This is a genomic window from Flagellimonas abyssi, assembly GCF_019457905.1.
Lineage (GTDB): Bacteria > Bacteroidota > Bacteroidia > Flavobacteriales > Flavobacteriaceae > Flagellimonas > Flagellimonas abyssi.
Genome location: NZ_JAHZSV010000005.1, coordinates 209,398 through 227,044, shown reverse-complemented (window position 1 = coordinate 227,044; position 17,647 = coordinate 209,398). Strand labels below are relative to the sequence as shown.

Genomic DNA, 17,647 nt, shown 5'->3' with positions numbered 1-17,647 from the left:
TTGTCATTCTCTGTTTTTTTTTGAACTGACAACAGTTTTAAATACTATACTATGGAACAAATAGCAGTTATCGGTGCTGGAACCATGGGTAACGGAATCGCCCATGTTTTTGCCCAAAACGGATATAAAGTCAACCTTGTGGATATTTCTCAGGCATCCTTGGACAAAGGAATGGCGACCATTACAAAGAATTTAGACCGAATGATTTCCAAAGAAGTCATTGATGGGACTAAAAAGGAAGCTACGTTGTCCAATATTACCACCTATACCAACTTTAAAGAAGGGGTTTCTGATTCAGATTTAGTAGTTGAAGCCGCAACGGAGAACTTGGACATCAAACTGAAGATTTTCAGGGACTTGGATGAAGTCTGCAAAGCAGAAGCCATTTTGGCCACCAATACCTCCTCTATTTCCATCACGCAGATTGGAGCTGCCACCAATCGTCCCGAAAAAGTGATCGGAATGCACTTTATGAATCCTGTACCCATTATGAAGTTGGTGGAAATCATTCGTGGGTACAGTACTTCGGACGAAGTCACGGAGACCATCATGGAGCTGTCCAAAAAATTGGGCAAAACCCCGACCGAGGTAAACGATTACCCAGGATTTGTGGCCAATCGTATTTTGATGCCCATGATCAACGAATCCATAGAAACCTTGTACAATGGCGTGGCTGGCGTTGAAGAAATCGATACCGTAATGAAATTGGGTATGGCACACCCCATGGGGCCGCTCCAATTGGCCGATTTTATTGGGTTGGATGTATGCCTTTCCATTTTAAATGTGATGTACGATGGATTCAAAAACCCTAAATACGCTCCGTGCCCCCTACTCGTCAATATGGTTATGGCAGGTAAATTGGGCGTGAAATCGGGCGAAGGCTTTTACGATTATTCCGAATCCAGAAAAGCGGAAAACGTTTCCGCACAATTCAAATAGGATTCAAGGAAGGTGGTCGTCATTCCGACAAAGCAATGCGACGAGGAATCTCTTAACTTTAAACCTATAAAGAGATTTCTCATCCCGATAGCTATCGGGACTTTCGAAATGACAAAAAACACTAAGTGTTCTAAATTTAAGTAGCAATAATTAATTACAAGGGCAAGCATGCCTTCTAACTAGATAACGAATTTCATGGCCATTATAAAACCTTTTAAGGCCATTCGCCCCACAAAGGACAAAGCTTTTTTTGTAGCATCGCGTTCCTACGAAGAATATTCCAAAGAGGAGCTGAAAGCGATATTACAGTATAACCCGTTCTCGTTTTTGCACATCATCAACCCAGGTTTCAAGTTTGAAAAGACTATCAAAGGAAAAGAACGGTTTGGTTTGGTTCACAATCGATATTTGGAGTTTTTGGAGGAAAACATCTTTCAGAAAGATGAGGAGCCCAGCTTTTATTTATATCAAATTGAAAAGGATGATTTTAAGAGCCTGGGATTCTTTTGCGCCTGCAGTGTCGATGATTACCGAAATAATGTCATCAAAAAACACGAGGACACCATTCAGGACCGTGAAGAACTTTTTGCGGACTATCTGCATACGGTAGGCTTTAATGCGGAGCCTGTTTTAATGACCTATGAGGATAATAAAACGGTGGATGAAATCTTTCAGCGTAAAATCGAACGTAAGCCCGAATACGATTTCACCACTACGGACAGGGTGAACCATAAACTTTGGAAAATCTCGTATCCCGAAGGGATTGAAAAACTGGAAAGGGCCTTTGGCGAACTCAACGCGCTTTATATTGCGGATGGACACCACCGTAGTGCATCTTCCAGCTTGTTGGCAGACCTAAAAATGTCCGAAAATGAGAATCACACAGGAGAAGAGGCATACAACTATTTTATGGCCTACCTGATTCCTGAATCTCAAATGCGAATCTCTGAGTTCAACCGAATGGTCAAAGATTTGAACGGCTATTCAAAAAAGGAGTTTCTGATCCAGTTGGACGAGCATTTCAGAATAGAAAAAAGGGAGGACGGACTGTGCAAACCATCCAAAAAGCACGAATTCAGTATGTATTTGGCTGGCGAGTTCTATACGCTACATCTCAGGCAAACGAACCACGAATTTACCGATGCGTTGAGCAAATTGGACACCCAGATTCTGTACAAAACCATTTTAGAGCCTATTTTGGGCATCACAGACCTAAGGAACGATAAACGGATTTGCTACGGTTATGGCAAAAACAACCTGATTCAAATGAAGGATTTAGTGGATTCGGGCAGCTATGCGGTGGGTTTCAGTCTGGTTCCTACAACAGTTGAAGAAATCAAGGCAATTGCCGACGCAGGTTTGGTAATGCCCCCAAAAAGCACGTATATTGAACCTAAGCTCCGTAGCGGGCTGACTATTTATGAATTATAGAAAACTATGTCCATAAAAGATAATCTCAATCAAATAAAATCAGAACTCCCCGAGAGAGTTACTCTGGTCGCCGTTTCCAAAACCAAGCCCAACGAGGATATTTTGGAGGCCTACGAAGCGGGGCAACGCGTGTTTGGAGAGAACAAAGTGCAGGAGATGGTCCAGAAATGGGAAGATTTGCCCAAGGACATCGATTGGCATATGATCGGCCACGTACAACGGAACAAGGTCAAATACATGGCCGAATTTGTTTCTTTGATTCATGGGGTCGACAGCCCTCGATTATTAAAAGAAATCAACAAGCAAGCGAAAAAGCACAATCGTGTGATTCCATGTTTGCTACAAATCCATATTGCCGAGGAGGATACCAAATTTGGTCTGGATAAAGCAGAACTGGAGGAGCTTATCGAGTCTGATGCATTTAAGGCGATGGAAAACATCAAAATTGTCGGGTTGATGGGCATGGCCACTTTTACGGATGACGAAAACCAGGTAAGCAAGGAGTTCGCCCAACTTAAATCCATGTTCAATGACCTCAAAACAAAATTGGACGATATCACCATACTTTCCATGGGAATGAGCGGAGATTACCAGATTGCCATTGAGGAAGGCAGCAACATGGTGCGGATTGGAAGCAGTATATTTGGAGCTAGAAACTATTCATAACCAGTAATTTTCCATGTACGCGATACTTGACATTGAAAGCACGGGAGGAAAATACAATGAGGAAGGCATCACCGAAATCGCCATCCACAGGTTTGATGGGCACCAGGTGGTAGACAAATTCATCTGTTTGATCAATCCCGAACGGGAAATACAGCCTTTTGTGGCCAAACTCACGGGTATCAACAATAAAATGTTGCGTTCGGCACCCAAGTTTCACGAAGTGGCCAAACGTATTGTGGAAATCACCGAAGATGCCGTTTTAGTGGCGCACAATGCCCAGTTCGATTATAGAATCCTGAGAACCGAGTTTCGGCGTTTGGGGTACGATTTTCAGCGCAAGACACTTTGTACGGTAGACCTTTCCAAGCAGCTTATCCCTGACGCGGAGTCGCACAGCTTGGGAAAATTGGCCCGTTCGCTCGGCATACCCATGAGCGATAGGCACCGTGCCAATGGTGATGCACTTGCCACCTTGAAGCTTTTCAAATTATTATTGGACAAGGATTCTGACAAAAAAATCATTACCGAAGTCATCCGCGAGGAGACCCACGGGGAACTTTCCCCCACCCAATTGGATATGGTCTTCGACCTGCCATCGGAAACTGGGGTTTACTACATGCACGACAAAGATGGACAGATTATCTTTATCGGGAAGACCAAGGATATTAAAAAGCGGGTGAATCAGCATTTTACCAATGTGGGGAAGGTCGCGCGCAAACTTCAAAAGGAAACCAAGAAAGTTACCTACGAAAAAACAGGAAGCGAACTCATTGCCATTTTAAAGGCGTATTTGGAACAGAAAAAGAACAGACCCAGATATAATCACGTTTCCAAAGGAAAACTCTTTACGCACACCATAGATTTTAGTCAAAACGGAACGGAGCATATCATGTTGGTGCCGGAAAAGAATCGGTCGCTCGAACATAAAAAGTTGGCCTTTAATGGTATCGAATCGGCACGAAGCTTTGTGAAAAAGGTTTCCGAAGAGTTTGATTTCTGCCCGGCCTCATTGGAAACGGACAATAAATGCCTGAGGGCAATTAATGCTCCAGATGCTTTGGAATGTAACAAAAAAGTACAGTCCGCGTTTGAAAAGTACAGCATCCAGGATAAAAACGTGGCCCTGACCGATCAGGGCAGACATGTTGGGGAGCGAAGTTTTATTTTAATTAAAAATGGTAGACTCCAAGGGTTTGGATTTGTGGAACTCAACCATCAAATCAATAATATTCATATCTTAGAATCCATAATGACCCCGATGCGGAGCGATGAAAATACGACCTTCATCATTGAAACTTTTTTAAGAAAAAACAACCGACTCAAAACCATACCACTAACTTCTTGATCATTGAAAGAATTCAAACCACAAGCCAAATGGAAAAAAAAGCTTCATGAAGTTATTTATGAGGCCGATACACCAGCAGGCAAGTCTTTTGATATTCTTCTGTTCATACTGATCATCATCAGTGTTATTTTGGTGATGTTGGAGAGCATTGATGAGTTTGATGAGCATTACCACAAAACATTACTTACCCTAGAGTGGATTGTGACCATCTTTTTCACCCTGGAGTACATTGCTCGCTTGATCAGCATTAAAAAACCTTTGAAATACGTTTTTAGTTTCTATGGCATTATAGACTTCCTGTCCACAATACCTCTCTACCTTTCCTATATTCTGGCAGGCTCACAAGTTTTGTTGGCCGTAAGGGCTTTCCGGTTACTTCGGATTTTCAGGATTTTGAAGTTGGTCAAGTTCATGGGCGAAGCTTCGCAGCTACAATCGGCGTTAAGGGCAAGTCGCGCCAAAATAGCCGTGTTCATTTATGTGGTTTTGATTCTGTCCGTTATCATGGGTACATTGATGTATATCGTGGAAGGGGATGATTCTGGGTTTACAAGTATTCCCAAAAGTATCTATTGGACCATTGTTACACTTACCACAGTGGGCTACGGCGATATTGCTCCGCAGACCAATTTGGGACAATTTTTAGCAACGGTGATCATGGTTTTGGGTTATGGAATAATTGCAGTGCCCACAGGCATTGTTACGGCTGAATTCACCAAAAACACGAAAGACAATACAAGTGATGATGATGGTTTTCTGGTGCATGTAAATACGCAAGCCTGTCCCAGCTGTTCGGTAGAAGGCCACAGGGATGACGCCACCCATTGTTATAATTGTGGACACCCGTTATGAGCGAAAAAGTATTACTTGCAGTGGTTGGCCCCACGGGCATTGGAAAAACCGCTCTGGGAATCCAACTGGCGAAACACTTCAACACCGAGATTGTTTCCGCAGATTCCAGACAGTTTTTCAAGGAGATGGAAATTGGGACCGCTGTTCCATCAAAAGAGGAGCTGGAACAGGCATCCCATCATTTTATTCAGCACAAAAGTATTTTTGAACCTTATTCTGTGGGTGACTTTGAGAAGGAAGCACTTTTCCTGCTGGAGGATTTGTTCCAAAAAAAAGATGTGGTGGTTATGGTCGGCGGTAGCGGTCTTTACGTGGATGCTGTTATATCTGGCCTTGATGAATTCCCAGAGGTTGATCCCGAGATACGGTCCAAGTTAAACCAGCGTTTGGAAGATGAAGGTTTACAAAGTCTTCAAAAAGAATTAAAACAAAAAGACCCTGAATATTACAAAAGCGTGGATTTAGAAAACCCACACAGGCTCATAAGGGCGTTGGAGGTATGCCAGGCATCGGGCAAACCTTTTTCCTCCTTTCTGGACAAACCAAGGGCAGCAAGGCCATTCAAGTCTTTCTATATAGGCATTGATGCCCCTAGGGAAACCATCTACGAGCGAATAAACACCCGTGTTGACCTCATGATGGAAGCAGGCCTGTTGAGGGAAGCTGAAAACCTTTATGCAAATAAGGATCTGAATGCATTGCAAACAGTTGGTTACAAGGAACTTTTTGAATATATTGAGGGGAATTGTACTTTGGAATTTGCCATTTCGGAAATCAAAAAGAATACAAGACGATTTGCAAAACGGCAACTGACTTGGCTGCGAAAGAATGAAACCATTTTGTGGGTACCTTATAATGCTGAACCAGAAGAGGTACTTAGAATGGTCACAGACCGACTTAAAACCAACCTTTATGCCTAACGGTAAAACTGTACTAATAGTTATGGGAGTGAGTGGTTCCGGTAAGACCGAAATTGGAAAACGACTTTCCAAAGAACTCTCAAGACCTTTTTTTGATGGTGATGACTTTCATCCTGAAGCGAACGTTAAAAAAATGAGCGCAGGCTCTCCATTGAATGATGAAGACCGAAAAGGATGGTTGGTTGCTCTAAATAAATTGGCCGTAGAACATAAAGACAAAGGTGCAATAATTGCTTGTTCGGCTTTAAAAAAGAACTATAGAAGCCTTTTGAGGGCCGGAATGGGAAATTGTATGGAATTTGTATATTTAGATGGTTCCTTTGAATTGATAAAGTCTCGATTGGAACAAAGGAAAGGACATTTTATGCCCTTGAACTTGTTGAAATCCCAATTTGACACGCTGGAACCACCTTCCAAGGCGATAACGGTTTCCATAGATGAAACTCCTGCCAAGGTTGTGAAAAGCATTATTAAAAGACTAAACGATTAAAAATCCCCCGAATTTTCGGCAGAAAAAAAGCCACCTTTAAAGGTGGCTTTTTTATACGATATGGGACATTGGTTTATTGCTCGTTTTCAGCTTTTACAACAAGCCTAAATCCTTCCCCGTGTATATTCAATATTTCAACTAGGTCATCTTTTTTCAGATATTTCCTCAGTTTGGCGATATAAACATCCATACTTCTGGAAGTAAAGTAATTGTCATCCCTCCAGATTTTGGTCAATGCCAGTTCTCTTGGCATTAAATCGTTTTCATGAAGCGCCAACAAACGTAATAGTTCATTTTCTTTTGGAGACAGTTTTATAGGTTCTTCTTCCTTATATTTCAAGAAGCGTAGTTTTGAGTTTAAATGGAAGTTTCCTATTTCAAATTCAAATTGTTTGCTATCCGCCAATGAGCCTGATGCTTTTCTTTGAAGAATCGCTTTTAGTTTCATTAGAAGCACTTCGGAATCAAAAGGTTTGTTCAAATAATCATCTGCACCTGCTTTGTACCCCTTTAAGACATCTTCCTTCATGGTCTTGGCCGTCAAAAAGATAATAGGCACGTTCTCATTTTTTTCTCGAATTTCCTTTGCCAAGGTAAATCCATCTTTATAAGGCATCATTACGTCCAAAATACAAACATCATAATTGTCCTTTTTGAACTTTTCAAAACCTTCCATTCCGTTTTTGGCCAAAACAACATCAAAGTCGTTCATGGTTAAATAGTCCTTAAGGACAATTCCAAAATTGGGATCGTCCTCTACCAATAGTATCTTTTTTTTCTCTGTTTCCATAGTTCGTTTTTAAATTAAAGGGAGTTTTATAAAAAAGGTACTTCCTTTTCCCTTTTCGCTTTCTGCATAAACCTCGCCCTGATGATCATCTATAATTCGTTTTACGTAGGCCAATCCTAATCCATGGCCTTTAACGTTATGTATGTCGCCGGTATGTTCCCGGTAAAATTTTTCAAATACTTTTTTCAGGACCGCTTTGCTCATTCCAGCACCATGGTCCTGTACTTTAATAATGATGCTATTTTTTACCACTTCGGTATACACATCTATTTTAGGTGTTTCCGGGGAATACTTTACGGCATTGTCCAAAATATTTACCACCACATTGGTCATGTGCATATCATTGGCCAATACTTCAGAACGTTCGGCATCAAGATGGGCATTTACATAGCCGCCCCTATCCTGGACAATAAGCTCTATATGTGCAATGGCATCTGTAATAATATCGTGCATATTTACACGGTCTTTACTAATGTCCAATTGATTTTTCTCCAATTTGGATATCCTCAGTACGTTTTCCACCTGCGCGTGCATACGTTTATTCTCATCACGAATCATGCCTAGATAACGCAACACCTTTTCCTTATCCTCTATGGATTTCGGATTTCGGATAGCTTCCACTGCCAAATTAATGGTCGCTATGGGCGTTTTGAACTCGTGTGTCATATTATTGATGAAATCTGACTTGATTTCTGAAATACGTTTTTGCTTTATTAGCTGGTAAATTGCACTGGAATAGGCCAACATTATTACTAAAGTGAACACCAAGGATAACAGGGCCATTCCCATCACTGAGCTGAAAATGTATTTTTTCATGCTTGGAAACGTGAGCAACAGGGAGAAATTTGACCTCCCTTCACTATCCTTAAAAATAGGTGCCTTGTACATTTTGGTGCCAGAAAACTTGAACTTTCTGGAGCGCACCTTGGTAGGGTAACCTTGACTGTACACCCCATATTCATAATCGGTGTCAATATTCCGGTTACTCAACTCTTGACTGAGCAACAATTCCAGTTCTTGTTTGGACACCCTTTTATGAATCGGCTTTGCTTTGGCCGCCTCCATAAAAACATCTTCCCAAGCCGCTTTGTCAATACTGCTCAATCCACCAATTTTCTCCGCGCGTTGTATGGGAGTCAAGCTATAACTCTTTCCATCCAGTCCATATTCTTCTTTGAACACGGCCTTAGTACGCTTGCTGGTGAAATTTTTAATTGTGGTCGTATCCTCATTACCACCTGTATTAATATCAAAGAACGCAGAGGTTATATTGTAATCTTCTTCAAGAATTCCGTGTGAATAAAATAGAATTTCATCGGAATTCAAATCCCGATCCACGAACAAAAAATTCTTGTACTGCGTGCTCTTGGGCTCGCCAATACTGTCTGCAAGAGATGCTAAACGATCGGAGTATTCCTTCATCTCGCGCTTCTCCACCCTACTCGCCACTTTATCCAGAATGTCCGTAACTGTCCTCGAGAATTGTTCTTCTTTGTCGTTTACGGATGTTCTGATCCAGTAAACCTGCACAAAAATTATCCCCAAAAGAGATAAGCTCATAAGAACAACCAGAAGAACGAATAGCTTCTTGTTCATTAGTGTAAAATTAAAAATTTAACATTTAGTAATTTTAGCGTTTAACCAAAACTTAACATAAATGTTAAAATTTGGGTGCTGTCGCTAATAGTTTGAGGTGTAGTTCCTTAACCTTTTCTTTGGTTTTGTCCAAGTTCAGGTTTTCTATAACGTAATGGGCCAATTTCTTTTTTTGCCCGTCTTCCAATTGGTTATGTATGCGGTCTTTTATTGCTTGTTCGTTCGTGCCATCCCTGCGAACAACCCTGTTTATCCTGATGTCCTCTGGCGCAGTTACAAGTATGGTGCAATCATATTTATCTTGTACTTGGTTCTCAAAAATCAATGCGGTTTCTTGGATAATGTAAGGTGATTCTTGGCTTTTGGCCCACTCTAAAAAGTGCTCCCTGACCGCTGGATGAACAATTCCGTTAAGTTTTTCGAGCAAATCGGAATCCTTAAAGACTTTATCCGCTATGTATACCCTGTTAAGACCTTTGCTATTATAAGCCCCATCTCCCAACAATTTTATAATTGCCTTTTTAATTTCCTTGGAAGTTATCATCAAGTCCTTGGCCTCCTTGTCAGAATCATACACCGGAATCCCTAAGTCCAAGAACATTTTTGCTACGGTACTCTTTCCACTTCCAATTCCCCCTGTAAGCCCTACTATCATCATTGCTGTTCCAAAACAAAATTTACGGTCCTTTTTTCCAACTTTACGTCGTATACTTTTTGAGGGCTCTCTGTAATTTCCAAAAACAATTTGCTGCTCTCAGAGCCATCCAACTGACCATAATCCGCCACAACCTCAAAGTCCGACGCAGATATCTCTTTCAAACGTTCTATCGTGGCCTTGCAAAGAATGGTAACCGTGTTGGGAAATGTTTTTACTTGGTAACCTTCAGGAATATTGCGCACCTGAACCGAAACTTCAAAAACTTTTTCCGAGAATTTGGACACCTTGCCAAAAACCGTTGCACGCCCCACAGAGAATATACTATTGTCCAGCCCTTTCGGGAAAAGCAATGAGACATCGCTAGAAAAATCTTCACTGACATGGCTGAGTTGTACAGGTGAGGTTTTAATAACCTTTATGGTATCTATTTCACTTTTTGGTCCTTTCACCACAACTGAATCAGGAGATATGTTAACCTTTCCGTCCAATATATAATTTTGTTGGAGTTGAAGGTTCAGGTTCGCCTGAATAGGTATCTTCCTGGAGTCTACTTTGTATAGATCCACACCCAACACGTTCGGGTCCAAATCCAACAAGGATATGTTTTGAGACAGCTGTTGGTCCATCTGTCGAATCAAGACCTGCTCGTCAAGAACATATTTCCCATCTTGGTACGTTACTTGGGATACATCAATATCTACTCGACTTCTAAAAATCTTATAGTACAAAAATTGAAACCCACTTGTTCTGAGTTTTGCTTCAATCTGATTGTTTGAGTTCTCCCCCAACAGCAAAGAATCGGGAAGATTACGGTAATTTAAGGTAAAATAAGCCCTGGATTCATAAGTTTCAGACAAATTACTGATAAACCATGCGAAAAAAGAGCATATCAGAAATAGCAAAAATACTTTCGCTTTCTTCTGATTAAGACCGTGCAATACCTTTTTAAACACTTTACTTCTTCTTGAAAAATAGTTTTGGAAACAACTCCTCTGGCTTCTTATTACTAAAGTTAAGCAACATTGTGGACTTGAAAAAACCTATTCCATATCCCGTAAACTGAATCATAAGGGCAAAAATGGACAACAAGGCGACAATGAGGCTTTTACTCTTTATTAAGGCGTCCAAAAATAGTACCAAAAAATAGAACGCATAGAGCATCAAGGGCAGTCCTAGCCCTACAAAAAACAAGGCAAGGGCTACTATGAGACCCAACATGAATAAAGTCGGAAACCAGTATGTCGGCTTCGCCGTTCCAGGGTGCCACTTGTTGAGTATGGGGCGGACCATCCCAAATTTATTGACTTGAATATAAAACTTGTTCCAATCGATACGTCTTTTATGGTACACAAATGCCTCGGGGAACAATCTAGTTTCAAAACCCGCTTTCCATATGCGAAAAGTCAGGTCCGGATCTTCCCCAGGATGTATTCGGCCGAAACCTCCCGCCTTTTCAAATGCTTCTTTGGATATCCCCATATTAAAACTACGGGGCTGAAATTTACCTACGCCCTTTTTTCCTCCGCGGATACCTCCGGTGGTCAAAAAAGATGTCATTACATAATTGATGGCTTTCTGAATGGTGGTGAAAGAATCGTCCGCAGCATCCGGCCCTCCAAAACAGTGTACAAACTCCCTTGTTAGCTCCTTGTCCACTTCGGACAAATATTGCTTAGGGAGGATGCAGTCCGAATCCAGAATGATGAAATAATTTCCTTTGGCGTGTTGCATTCCAAAATTTCTGGAATCCCCCGGGCCTGAGTTTTCCTTGAAGTAGTAGGAAATGTTCAACTTGCCCTGAAACCTGTTTACCACTTCTTCCGAACTTTGTGAAGACCCGTCCTCAACAATAACCACCTCAAAATCTTTCTGGAAGTCTTGTTCTTGAAGACTTTCCAGAAGTTCCCTAATTTCTTCGGGCCGGTTGTACACCGGTACCACTATGGAAAAAAATGTATTCATCTCAAACAGAAAAGCCACCCTAAAAAGAGTGGCTTCCCATATATTTTTTTAAGGTTTATTTCGAAAACTCATCGATTACTTCTTGACTTACCCCGGTATTGGAGAAACCACCATCGTGGAACAAGTTCTGCATGGTCACTTTTTTGGTCAAATCGGAGAAAAGTGATACCGTATAGTTGGCGCAATCATCTGCGGTGGCGTTGCCCAATGGCGACATTTTTTCCGCGTAGTTGATGAATCCATCAAACCCTTTAACACCTTGCCCGGCAGTGGTCGGGGTCGGAGATTGGGAAATTGTGTTCACTCTTACCTTGTGTTCTTTTCCAAAGAAATAACCAAAGCTTCTTGCCACGGACTCCAAATAGGCCTTGTTGTCCGCCATATCATTATAATCCGGAAATGTTCTTTGTGCTGCCATATAGGTCAAGGCGACTATACTTCCCCATTGGTTCATCGCTTCTGCTTTGTATAGGGACTGCATAACTTTATGGAAAGATAATGCCGATACGTCCCAGCCTTTTTCCGTAAAGCTATAGTTTTCATCCGTGTAATGTCTTCCTTTTCTAACGTTTACGGACATTCCGATGGAATGGAGCACAAAATCCAGTTTTCCTCCCAAAATCTCCATGGATTTCTCCACCAAGTTTTTCAAGTCCTCCTCGTTAGTGGCATCTGCGGGAATAATTTCTGAATTGGTCTTTTCCGCCAGTTCATTGATTTGACCCATTCGCATGGCGATGGGTGCGTTCGTCAGAACAAACTCGCCACCTTCTTGGTGAACGCGTTCAGCAGTTTTCCAAGCAATGGAGTTTGGGTCCAATGCACCAAAAATGATTCCTTTTTTACCTTTTAAAAGATTGTATGCCATAGTTTATTGCTATTGTTGATTGTGTCACAAAGATATTTAAACTATTTGAAGTTTGGGAAGCAGCTTTGTGGTTTTATTGTAACAGCTCCCTGGCATGCGCCAAAGCGGATTCTGACAATGACTTGCCGCCCAACATTTCCGCTAACTCCCTCACACGTTCGTCAGTAGTCAATTGTTTAATGTGCGTACTCGTGCCTTCCGCTCCCTCTTCCTTATAAACTTTGAACTGATACTTTCCTTTTGAGGCCACCTGCGGCAAATGCGTAATGGAAAACACCTGCATGGTACTGCTCATCTGTTGCATGATTTCGCCCATGCGGTTGGATATTTCACCGGAAACCCCGGTGTCTATTTCATCGAACATCATGGTCGGCAGGTTTTCATATTCCGCCAAAATGGATTTAATTGTGAGCATAATTCGGGAAAGTTCACCTCCAGATGCCACTTTTTTAAGTTCTCCGTAATTGGAGCCCTTGTTTGCCGAAAACAAGAACACCAAATCATCTTTACCGTTGGTCTTGAATGATTTAGATGGACTTACCTCTATATTAAATGTCGCTGCCGACATTCCCAAAGATGATAGGTTGGCTTGAAGTCTTTCATTCAATTTGGGGATGACAGCCTTTCTGCCCTCACTTATTTTTTTGGCCCAAGAGTCTACCTTTTTGGTGATAGTGTCAACCTCCTGTTGTTTTTCTTTGATTTTGGATTCAATATTGGCAACCGCATCTACCTTTTGCGCCAATTCCTCTCGAATGGCGATTAAATCCGTAACGGAATCCGTATGGTGTTTTTTTTGAAGGTCGTAGAGTTGCTGTAATTTCCCATTGACCACTTCCAAACGTTCAGGATCAGCCTCCACACCTTCCTGCATTTGCTCCAGTTCGGATGCAATATCATCGGTTTCAATCAAAACTGATTGGATTCTATCGTACAAAGATTTATAGTCAGCCCCGAAATCAGTCAAGCCCTGGAATGCGCGTTTTAAATCAGTAAGTCGGCCTACAATACCCAATTGCTCGTCATTCAACAACTGATGCCCGGCGGACAACTGTTCCATAATCTGCTCGACGTTGCTCAATTGCTCATACTCTTCTTCGAGTTCTTCCTGCATGCCTTCCTTGAGCTTGGCATCTTCCAGTTCCTTCAACAAAAAACTATTGTAATCGTGTTCTTTATCTGCATCAGCCTGGAAATCTTCCAACTTTTGAAGCTCTTTGGACGCTGTCCGCAGCTTTTCAAGCTCCTCCGTATATTCCGTAAGATTCTCCGAGTTATCGGCCAATGCATCCAACACTTTCATCTGAAAATCGTTGTCGGTGAGCTGCATGGTCTGATGTTGCGAGTGCACATCCACCAATTGGTCGCCCAAGGCACGCATTACATCCAAAGTAACAGGGGAATCGTTTACAAATGCCCTCGATTTACCACTTGGCAAAATTTCCCTCCGCAAAATAGTAGTGTCCTCGTAATCCAGTTCGTTTTCTTCAAAAAAGGGCTGGAGCTGATATTTGGAAACATCGAACTCGGCCTCTATCACACATTTTTGTGCTGTGTTTTTTAACGACGATAAATCGGCTCGTTTTCCCAAAACCATGGAAAGTCCGCCCAATAGTATGGATTTTCCAGCGCCGGTTTCACCCGTTATGGTAGTGAATCCGTTGGAAAAAGACACACTTACGTCATCAATGAGTGCATAATTTTGGATGGATAGATTTGCTAGCAATATTGAAGAATTTACCCGTAAAGATAAATTTCTTTGGAGAACTGCACTAGTAATTTATTTCATTCCATGTGCTGGAATAAAATGGAGCCACTTTGTTTAAGGTTTCCTTGAGTTTTACAATGTCCACCTTGGGGCCGTCAGAGAAGATATTCTGGATTTCTTCAGACTTGGCATCGAAAAAGGTCTGAATCAGGAAAGCATTGGGCCTGCGACTAATGAGTGTTTCGAACAAACGAAGGCTTCCCGCAATAATTTGCTTGCCCGTGCTATTGTTGTCTGCCAATATATCGAGCCCTTTTCTATGGTAGTTGTACATGGCAATCCTGTATTCCCTGAACGAGTTGCTCAATAAGTTATCAACCAATTCAAAACGGCTTCGGTCTCCCGTTTCTTGGCTCCAGCCGGCGTAACCGGAACTTTGGGCCTGGGTGACAATATTCTGGGCCTGACGGTAAAAATCGTTGCCTCCTTCCAATGAAAATGTATCGGCATCCAATCCCAACATAATGTAGACGTAGTAGGAAATCACCCCTACCAAATTGGAATCAAAATTGTTTGGGTTGTAGACCAAAGGCTGGAACTCCTGATATTGAAAGTTAAACGAATTGTCCTTATAGTTGAATACCGGACTTTCGTACGTAGTATTAAAAACCGGTCGCGTGGATTGTATCTGAATATTGGCTTCAAAACGGTCCGATTCGTACTGGGTTACCGTAATGAACATCCGTGCATTGACTCGCTCATTTTCACGATAAGTCCTGTTGGTCCATTTCGTCTTGTTCACGAAATCGTTCAGCGAACGCTCCAAAGTCCTAAAAATCTGTTGATTGGTCTGCCCCACTTGGTCCGAGTTAACGGTTACGGAGCAACTCAGCTCTTGTGCAGAAGTTCCGATGGTCACCAACAATAAGAAAACAGAAAAAACTATGTTACGCATGGATTCTGGAGATGATTTCTTTCCAAATATCGGAAGCCACCTCGGGCTTCGTCTTCAAGTCAAACGTTTTTATCTCCGAATTCTTATCTATGAAAGTAATTTTATTTGTGCTTCCGCCAAACCCAGCGCCGTCATCTTTAAGAGAATTAAGAACAATGCCGTCCAAGTGTTTTCGTTTGAGCTTGCCTTTGGCGTTCTCCAGTTCATTTTGGGTCTCCAAGGCAAATCCCACCAAGAACTGACTCTTTTTGGCCTCGCCAAGTGACATTAAAATATCAGGGGTTCGTTCCAATTCGATTTCCATATCCCCCTCTTGCTTCTTCACTTTTTCAGAAGCTATTATTTTAGGACGATAATCTGCTACCGCAGCAGCACATATTGCGATATCGGTATCCGGGTAATGTTCATGGCAGGCTTCGTACATTTCCTGTGCGGACGTCACTCGAATGAGTTGAATATTATAATGTTCGATGTTCAAATGTGTAGGGCCTGAGACCAAAATTACATTTGCACCAAGGTTTGCAGCCTTTTTGGCCAGCTCAAACCCCATGGTACCCGTGGAACGGTTTCCCAAAAAACGAACGGGGTCGATGGCCTCTTGTGTGGGCCCTGCGGTAATGAGCACTTTTTTTTCTGATAATGGCAGTCCTTTGGCCAAATCTTCTTGCATGAAGGCTACGATGTTCTCAGGCTCTGCCATACGTCCCTCGCCATGCAATCCGCTTGCCAGCTCTCCCGATTCAGCAGGAATTAGGGTATTGCCAAAAGACTCCAACTTATCCAAAGAATTTTTGGTGGATGGGTGCTTGTACATATCCAAATCCATGGCGGGTGCAAAATAAACTGGGCACTTTGCCGATAAATAGGTGGCCAAAAGCAGATTGTCGCAGGTTCCATTGGCCATCTTTGACAAGGTATTCGCAGTGGCTGGCGCAATCAGCATTACATCGGCCCAAAGTCCGAGCTCAACATGGTTGTTCCAAGACAGGCTTCCATCTTCCTCGTTGATAAAATCCATCAACACTGGATTTTTGGAAAGTGTGGAAAGTGTAAGTGGAGAAACAAAAGAGCTGGCGCTCTGGGTCATCACAACTTTGACCTGGGCGCCAGCTTTAATCAGTAAACGAACAAGAAATGTAGTCTTGTAGGCGGCAATTCCCCCGGAAACTCCCAAAAGAATATTTTTACCGCTGAGCATTTCTTATGCGTCTTTCTCTGTATTCCTGTAGTAGATTTTATCTTCCAACCACTCTTGTACCGCCAAAGCATGTGGTTTTGGCAATTTTTCGTAGAATTTGGAAACCTCTATCTGTTCTTTGTTTTCAAAAACTTCCTCCAAACTATCGCTATAGGTAGCAAATTCTTCTAGCTTTTCCAACAATTCCTTTTTGATCTCAGAATTGATTTGGATAGCTCTTTTGGAAGCTATGGAGATAGCTTCGTAAATATTTTCGGTTTTTTCGTCAAACTCGTTTCTATTAAGAGTTTTTGTGGAAACCGGGGCCTTGGTGTTTTTCAAATCTTGCATGTGCAATGGTTTAAAAGCTAATTTTTTATTTTGATAAAGAAGCAGTGTCGTATGCACTCAACTCCTCACGGATTGTTTCGGCATAGTCGTCAGCCTTTTTCTTGAATTCCGTTTCGGGGAAATAACGCATCAACGTATTGTACGATTCAAGGGCATCTTCCAATCGCTCTTGTTTTTTGTCCAATGTACTGTTCAGGGCTAATCTCGTGGCCGATTCTATTCTATAAAACATGGCTTCTTCACGATAGATCGAACCTGGATTGTCTGTAATGAAATTATCAAAAGCAGTGATTGCAGAAATCAAAACCGGCAAATTGAATTCTCCCAACTTGTTGAATTGCTTTGCTATCTCTATTTCCTTCTTCTCCTTTTTGGCGGTCAACTCCCTGGCCATTGTATTGGCTTCCTCAAAAAACTCAGACTCAGAATAATTATTGATAAAGGTCTGTAATTTCAAAAGCGCCTTGTCTGTTTCTGTTTGATCTAAAGAGTACCTCGGGGAAAGCATATAATAACTTTTTGCTCCCAAAAAACTGGCTTCTTGAATCTTGTCGCTACGTGGGTAGGACTTGATAAATCGCTCAAACTGATAACCGGCCAAGTAATATTCCTCATTTTTGAAGTAGCTATCGGCAAAGAAGAACATCACGCGTTCCCCCTGTGGCTTTCCAACATATTGGGGCGCAATCTGCTCGAACAAACGAACCGCTCTTTTATAATCGCCTTCCTCATACAGCTTTTCGGCCATATCATATTTGGCCTTCACATCGGTTTCCTTAAGTACCTTTTGATACTCACTACAGGATACGAGAAGTACTGCTGCACAACAAAAAAGGAGTATTGACCTCATTTTCAAAAACATTTTGCAAAATTAGTGATATTGAATGGATATAAAAAAGATTTTTTACCACTCAAATGTAAAAGGTAGCATGGGCAATC

Annotated in this window: 18 protein-coding genes; 7 read left to right on the top strand and 11 right to left on the bottom strand. The window is 41.9% G+C overall.

Features of this window, described 5'->3' with window-relative positions:
- The first annotated feature begins 51 nt into the window (after positions 1-51).
- The 7 genes from K1F36_RS06075 to K1F36_RS06045 all read left to right on the top strand — a co-directional run bounded on the left by K1F36_RS06075 (position 52) and on the right by K1F36_RS06045 (position 6,643).
- Positions 52-939 carry a 3-hydroxyacyl-CoA dehydrogenase family protein gene (locus tag K1F36_RS06075; RefSeq protein ID WP_220113004.1) on the top strand — a complete coding sequence of 296 codons (888 nt, stop codon included), beginning with the start codon at positions 52-54 and terminating at the stop codon, positions 937-939.
- A gap of 195 nt (positions 940-1,134) precedes the next feature.
- The gene (locus tag K1F36_RS06070) at positions 1,135-2,370 is read left to right on the top strand and encodes a DUF1015 domain-containing protein (protein ID WP_220113003.1); all 1,236 of its coding nucleotides are present in this window, start codon (positions 1,135-1,137) and stop codon (positions 2,368-2,370) included.
- Between the two features lie 6 nt (positions 2,371-2,376).
- Positions 2,377-3,036, top strand: coding sequence for a YggS family pyridoxal phosphate-dependent enzyme (locus tag K1F36_RS06065; RefSeq protein WP_220113002.1), 660 nt, complete (start codon positions 2,377-2,379; stop codon positions 3,034-3,036).
- Between the two features lie 13 nt (positions 3,037-3,049).
- The gene (locus tag K1F36_RS06060; RefSeq protein WP_220113001.1) at positions 3,050-4,381 is read left to right on the top strand and encodes an exonuclease domain-containing protein; all 1,332 of its coding nucleotides are present in this window, start codon (positions 3,050-3,052) and stop codon (positions 4,379-4,381) included.
- A gap of 3 nt (positions 4,382-4,384) precedes the next feature.
- A complete protein-coding gene (locus K1F36_RS06055) occupies positions 4,385-5,233 on the top strand; it encodes an ion transporter (protein WP_220113000.1) in 849 nt (282 codons plus the stop codon).
- A complete protein-coding gene (miaA, locus tag K1F36_RS06050) occupies positions 5,230-6,153 on the top strand; it encodes a tRNA (adenosine(37)-N6)-dimethylallyltransferase MiaA (protein ID WP_220112999.1) in 924 nt (307 codons plus the stop codon). The genes K1F36_RS06055 and miaA overlap by 4 nt, the downstream gene beginning before the upstream one ends.
- Entirely contained in the window at positions 6,146-6,643 is a 498-nt protein-coding gene (locus tag K1F36_RS06045; RefSeq protein WP_220112998.1) for a gluconokinase, read from the top strand. The genes miaA and K1F36_RS06045 overlap by 8 nt, the downstream gene beginning before the upstream one ends.
- 73 nt (positions 6,644-6,716) lie before the next feature.
- Here the strand turns inward: K1F36_RS06045 and K1F36_RS06040 are convergent, their stop codons facing one another.
- From K1F36_RS06040 to K1F36_RS05990, 11 genes are all read right to left on the bottom strand, one after another.
- The gene (locus K1F36_RS06040; RefSeq protein ID WP_166248288.1) at positions 6,717-7,433 is read right to left on the bottom strand and encodes a response regulator transcription factor; all 717 of its coding nucleotides are present in this window, start codon (positions 7,431-7,433) and stop codon (positions 6,717-6,719) included.
- A 9-nt stretch (positions 7,434-7,442) separates the two neighbouring features.
- Positions 7,443-9,029: a sensor histidine kinase gene (locus K1F36_RS06035; protein ID WP_220112997.1), complete on the bottom strand. Its 1,587-nt coding sequence runs from the start codon at positions 9,027-9,029 to the stop codon at positions 7,443-7,445.
- A gap of 64 nt (positions 9,030-9,093) precedes the next feature.
- The gene (gene coaE, locus K1F36_RS06030) at positions 9,094-9,687 is read right to left on the bottom strand and encodes a dephospho-CoA kinase (protein WP_220112996.1); all 594 of its coding nucleotides are present in this window, start codon (positions 9,685-9,687) and stop codon (positions 9,094-9,096) included.
- Positions 9,684-10,544, bottom strand: coding sequence for a CdaR family protein (locus K1F36_RS06025; RefSeq protein ID WP_220112995.1), 861 nt, complete (start codon positions 10,542-10,544; stop codon positions 9,684-9,686). Before K1F36_RS06025 ends, coaE begins: the two co-directional genes overlap by 4 nt.
- Positions 10,545-10,641: 97 nt before the next feature.
- Positions 10,642-11,649, bottom strand: coding sequence for a glycosyltransferase family 2 protein (locus tag K1F36_RS06020; RefSeq protein ID WP_220112994.1), 1,008 nt, complete (start codon positions 11,647-11,649; stop codon positions 10,642-10,644).
- Between the two features lie 55 nt (positions 11,650-11,704).
- Entirely contained in the window at positions 11,705-12,517 is an 813-nt protein-coding gene (locus K1F36_RS06015; RefSeq protein WP_220112993.1) for an enoyl-ACP reductase FabI, read from the bottom strand.
- A 73-nt stretch (positions 12,518-12,590) separates the two neighbouring features.
- A complete protein-coding gene (gene recN, locus K1F36_RS06010; RefSeq protein WP_220112992.1) occupies positions 12,591-14,243 on the bottom strand; it encodes a DNA repair protein RecN in 1,653 nt (550 codons plus the stop codon).
- 46 nt (positions 14,244-14,289) lie between these two features.
- Complete coding sequence (gene porD / locus K1F36_RS06005; protein ID WP_207033163.1) at positions 14,290-15,180, bottom strand: type IX secretion system protein PorD; 891 nt, start codon at positions 15,178-15,180, stop codon at positions 14,290-14,292.
- Positions 15,173-16,378 (bottom strand): bifunctional phosphopantothenoylcysteine decarboxylase/phosphopantothenate--cysteine ligase CoaBC, encoded by a 1,206-nt coding sequence (coaBC, locus tag K1F36_RS06000; protein ID WP_220112991.1) that lies wholly within the window; start codon positions 16,376-16,378, stop codon positions 15,173-15,175. The genes porD and coaBC overlap by 8 nt, the downstream gene beginning before the upstream one ends.
- A 3-nt stretch (positions 16,379-16,381) precedes the next feature.
- Complete coding sequence (locus K1F36_RS05995) at positions 16,382-16,708, bottom strand: DNA-directed RNA polymerase subunit omega (RefSeq protein WP_108246241.1); 327 nt, start codon at positions 16,706-16,708, stop codon at positions 16,382-16,384.
- 25 nt (positions 16,709-16,733) lie between these two features.
- Positions 16,734-17,570, bottom strand: coding sequence for an outer membrane protein assembly factor BamD (locus tag K1F36_RS05990; RefSeq protein ID WP_220112990.1), 837 nt, complete (start codon positions 17,568-17,570; stop codon positions 16,734-16,736).
- Between the last annotated feature and the right edge of the window lie 77 nt (positions 17,571-17,647).

Excerpts from the sequence above, each read along its gene's own strand:
- K1F36_RS06075 (WP_220113004.1), top strand. The coding sequence starts at position 52 with ATGGAACAAATAGCAGTTATCGGTGCTGGAACCATGGGTAACGGAATC.
- K1F36_RS06070 (WP_220113003.1), top strand. The coding sequence starts at position 1,135 with ATGGCCATTATAAAACCTTTTAAGGCCATTCGCCCCACAAAGGACAAA.
- K1F36_RS06065 (WP_220113002.1), top strand. The coding sequence starts at position 2,377 with ATGTCCATAAAAGATAATCTCAATCAAATAAAATCAGAACTCCCCGAG.
- K1F36_RS06060 (WP_220113001.1), top strand. The coding sequence starts at position 3,050 with ATGTACGCGATACTTGACATTGAAAGCACGGGAGGAAAATACAATGAG.
- miaA (WP_220112999.1), top strand. The coding sequence starts at position 5,230 with ATGAGCGAAAAAGTATTACTTGCAGTGGTTGGCCCCACGGGCATTGGA.
- K1F36_RS06045 (WP_220112998.1), top strand. The coding sequence starts at position 6,146 with ATGCCTAACGGTAAAACTGTACTAATAGTTATGGGAGTGAGTGGTTCC.
- K1F36_RS06040 (WP_166248288.1), bottom strand. The coding sequence starts at position 7,433 with ATGGAAACAGAGAAAAAAAAGATACTATTGGTAGAGGACGATCCCAAT.
- K1F36_RS06035 (WP_220112997.1), bottom strand. The coding sequence starts at position 9,029 with ATGAACAAGAAGCTATTCGTTCTTCTGGTTGTTCTTATGAGCTTATCT.
- coaE (WP_220112996.1), bottom strand. The coding sequence starts at position 9,687 with ATGATGATAGTAGGGCTTACAGGGGGAATTGGAAGTGGAAAGAGTACC.
- K1F36_RS06020 (WP_220112994.1), bottom strand. The coding sequence starts at position 11,649 with ATGAATACATTTTTTTCCATAGTGGTACCGGTGTACAACCGGCCCGAA.
- K1F36_RS06015 (WP_220112993.1), bottom strand. The coding sequence starts at position 12,517 with ATGGCATACAATCTTTTAAAAGGTAAAAAAGGAATCATTTTTGGTGCA.
- porD (WP_207033163.1), bottom strand. The coding sequence starts at position 15,180 with ATGCGTAACATAGTTTTTTCTGTTTTCTTATTGTTGGTGACCATCGGA.
- coaBC (WP_220112991.1), bottom strand. The coding sequence starts at position 16,378 with ATGCTCAGCGGTAAAAATATTCTTTTGGGAGTTTCCGGGGGAATTGCC.
- K1F36_RS05995 (WP_108246241.1), bottom strand. The coding sequence starts at position 16,708 with ATGCAAGATTTGAAAAACACCAAGGCCCCGGTTTCCACAAAAACTCTT.
- K1F36_RS05990 (WP_220112990.1), bottom strand. The coding sequence starts at position 17,570 with ATGTTTTTGAAAATGAGGTCAATACTCCTTTTTTGTTGTGCAGCAGTA.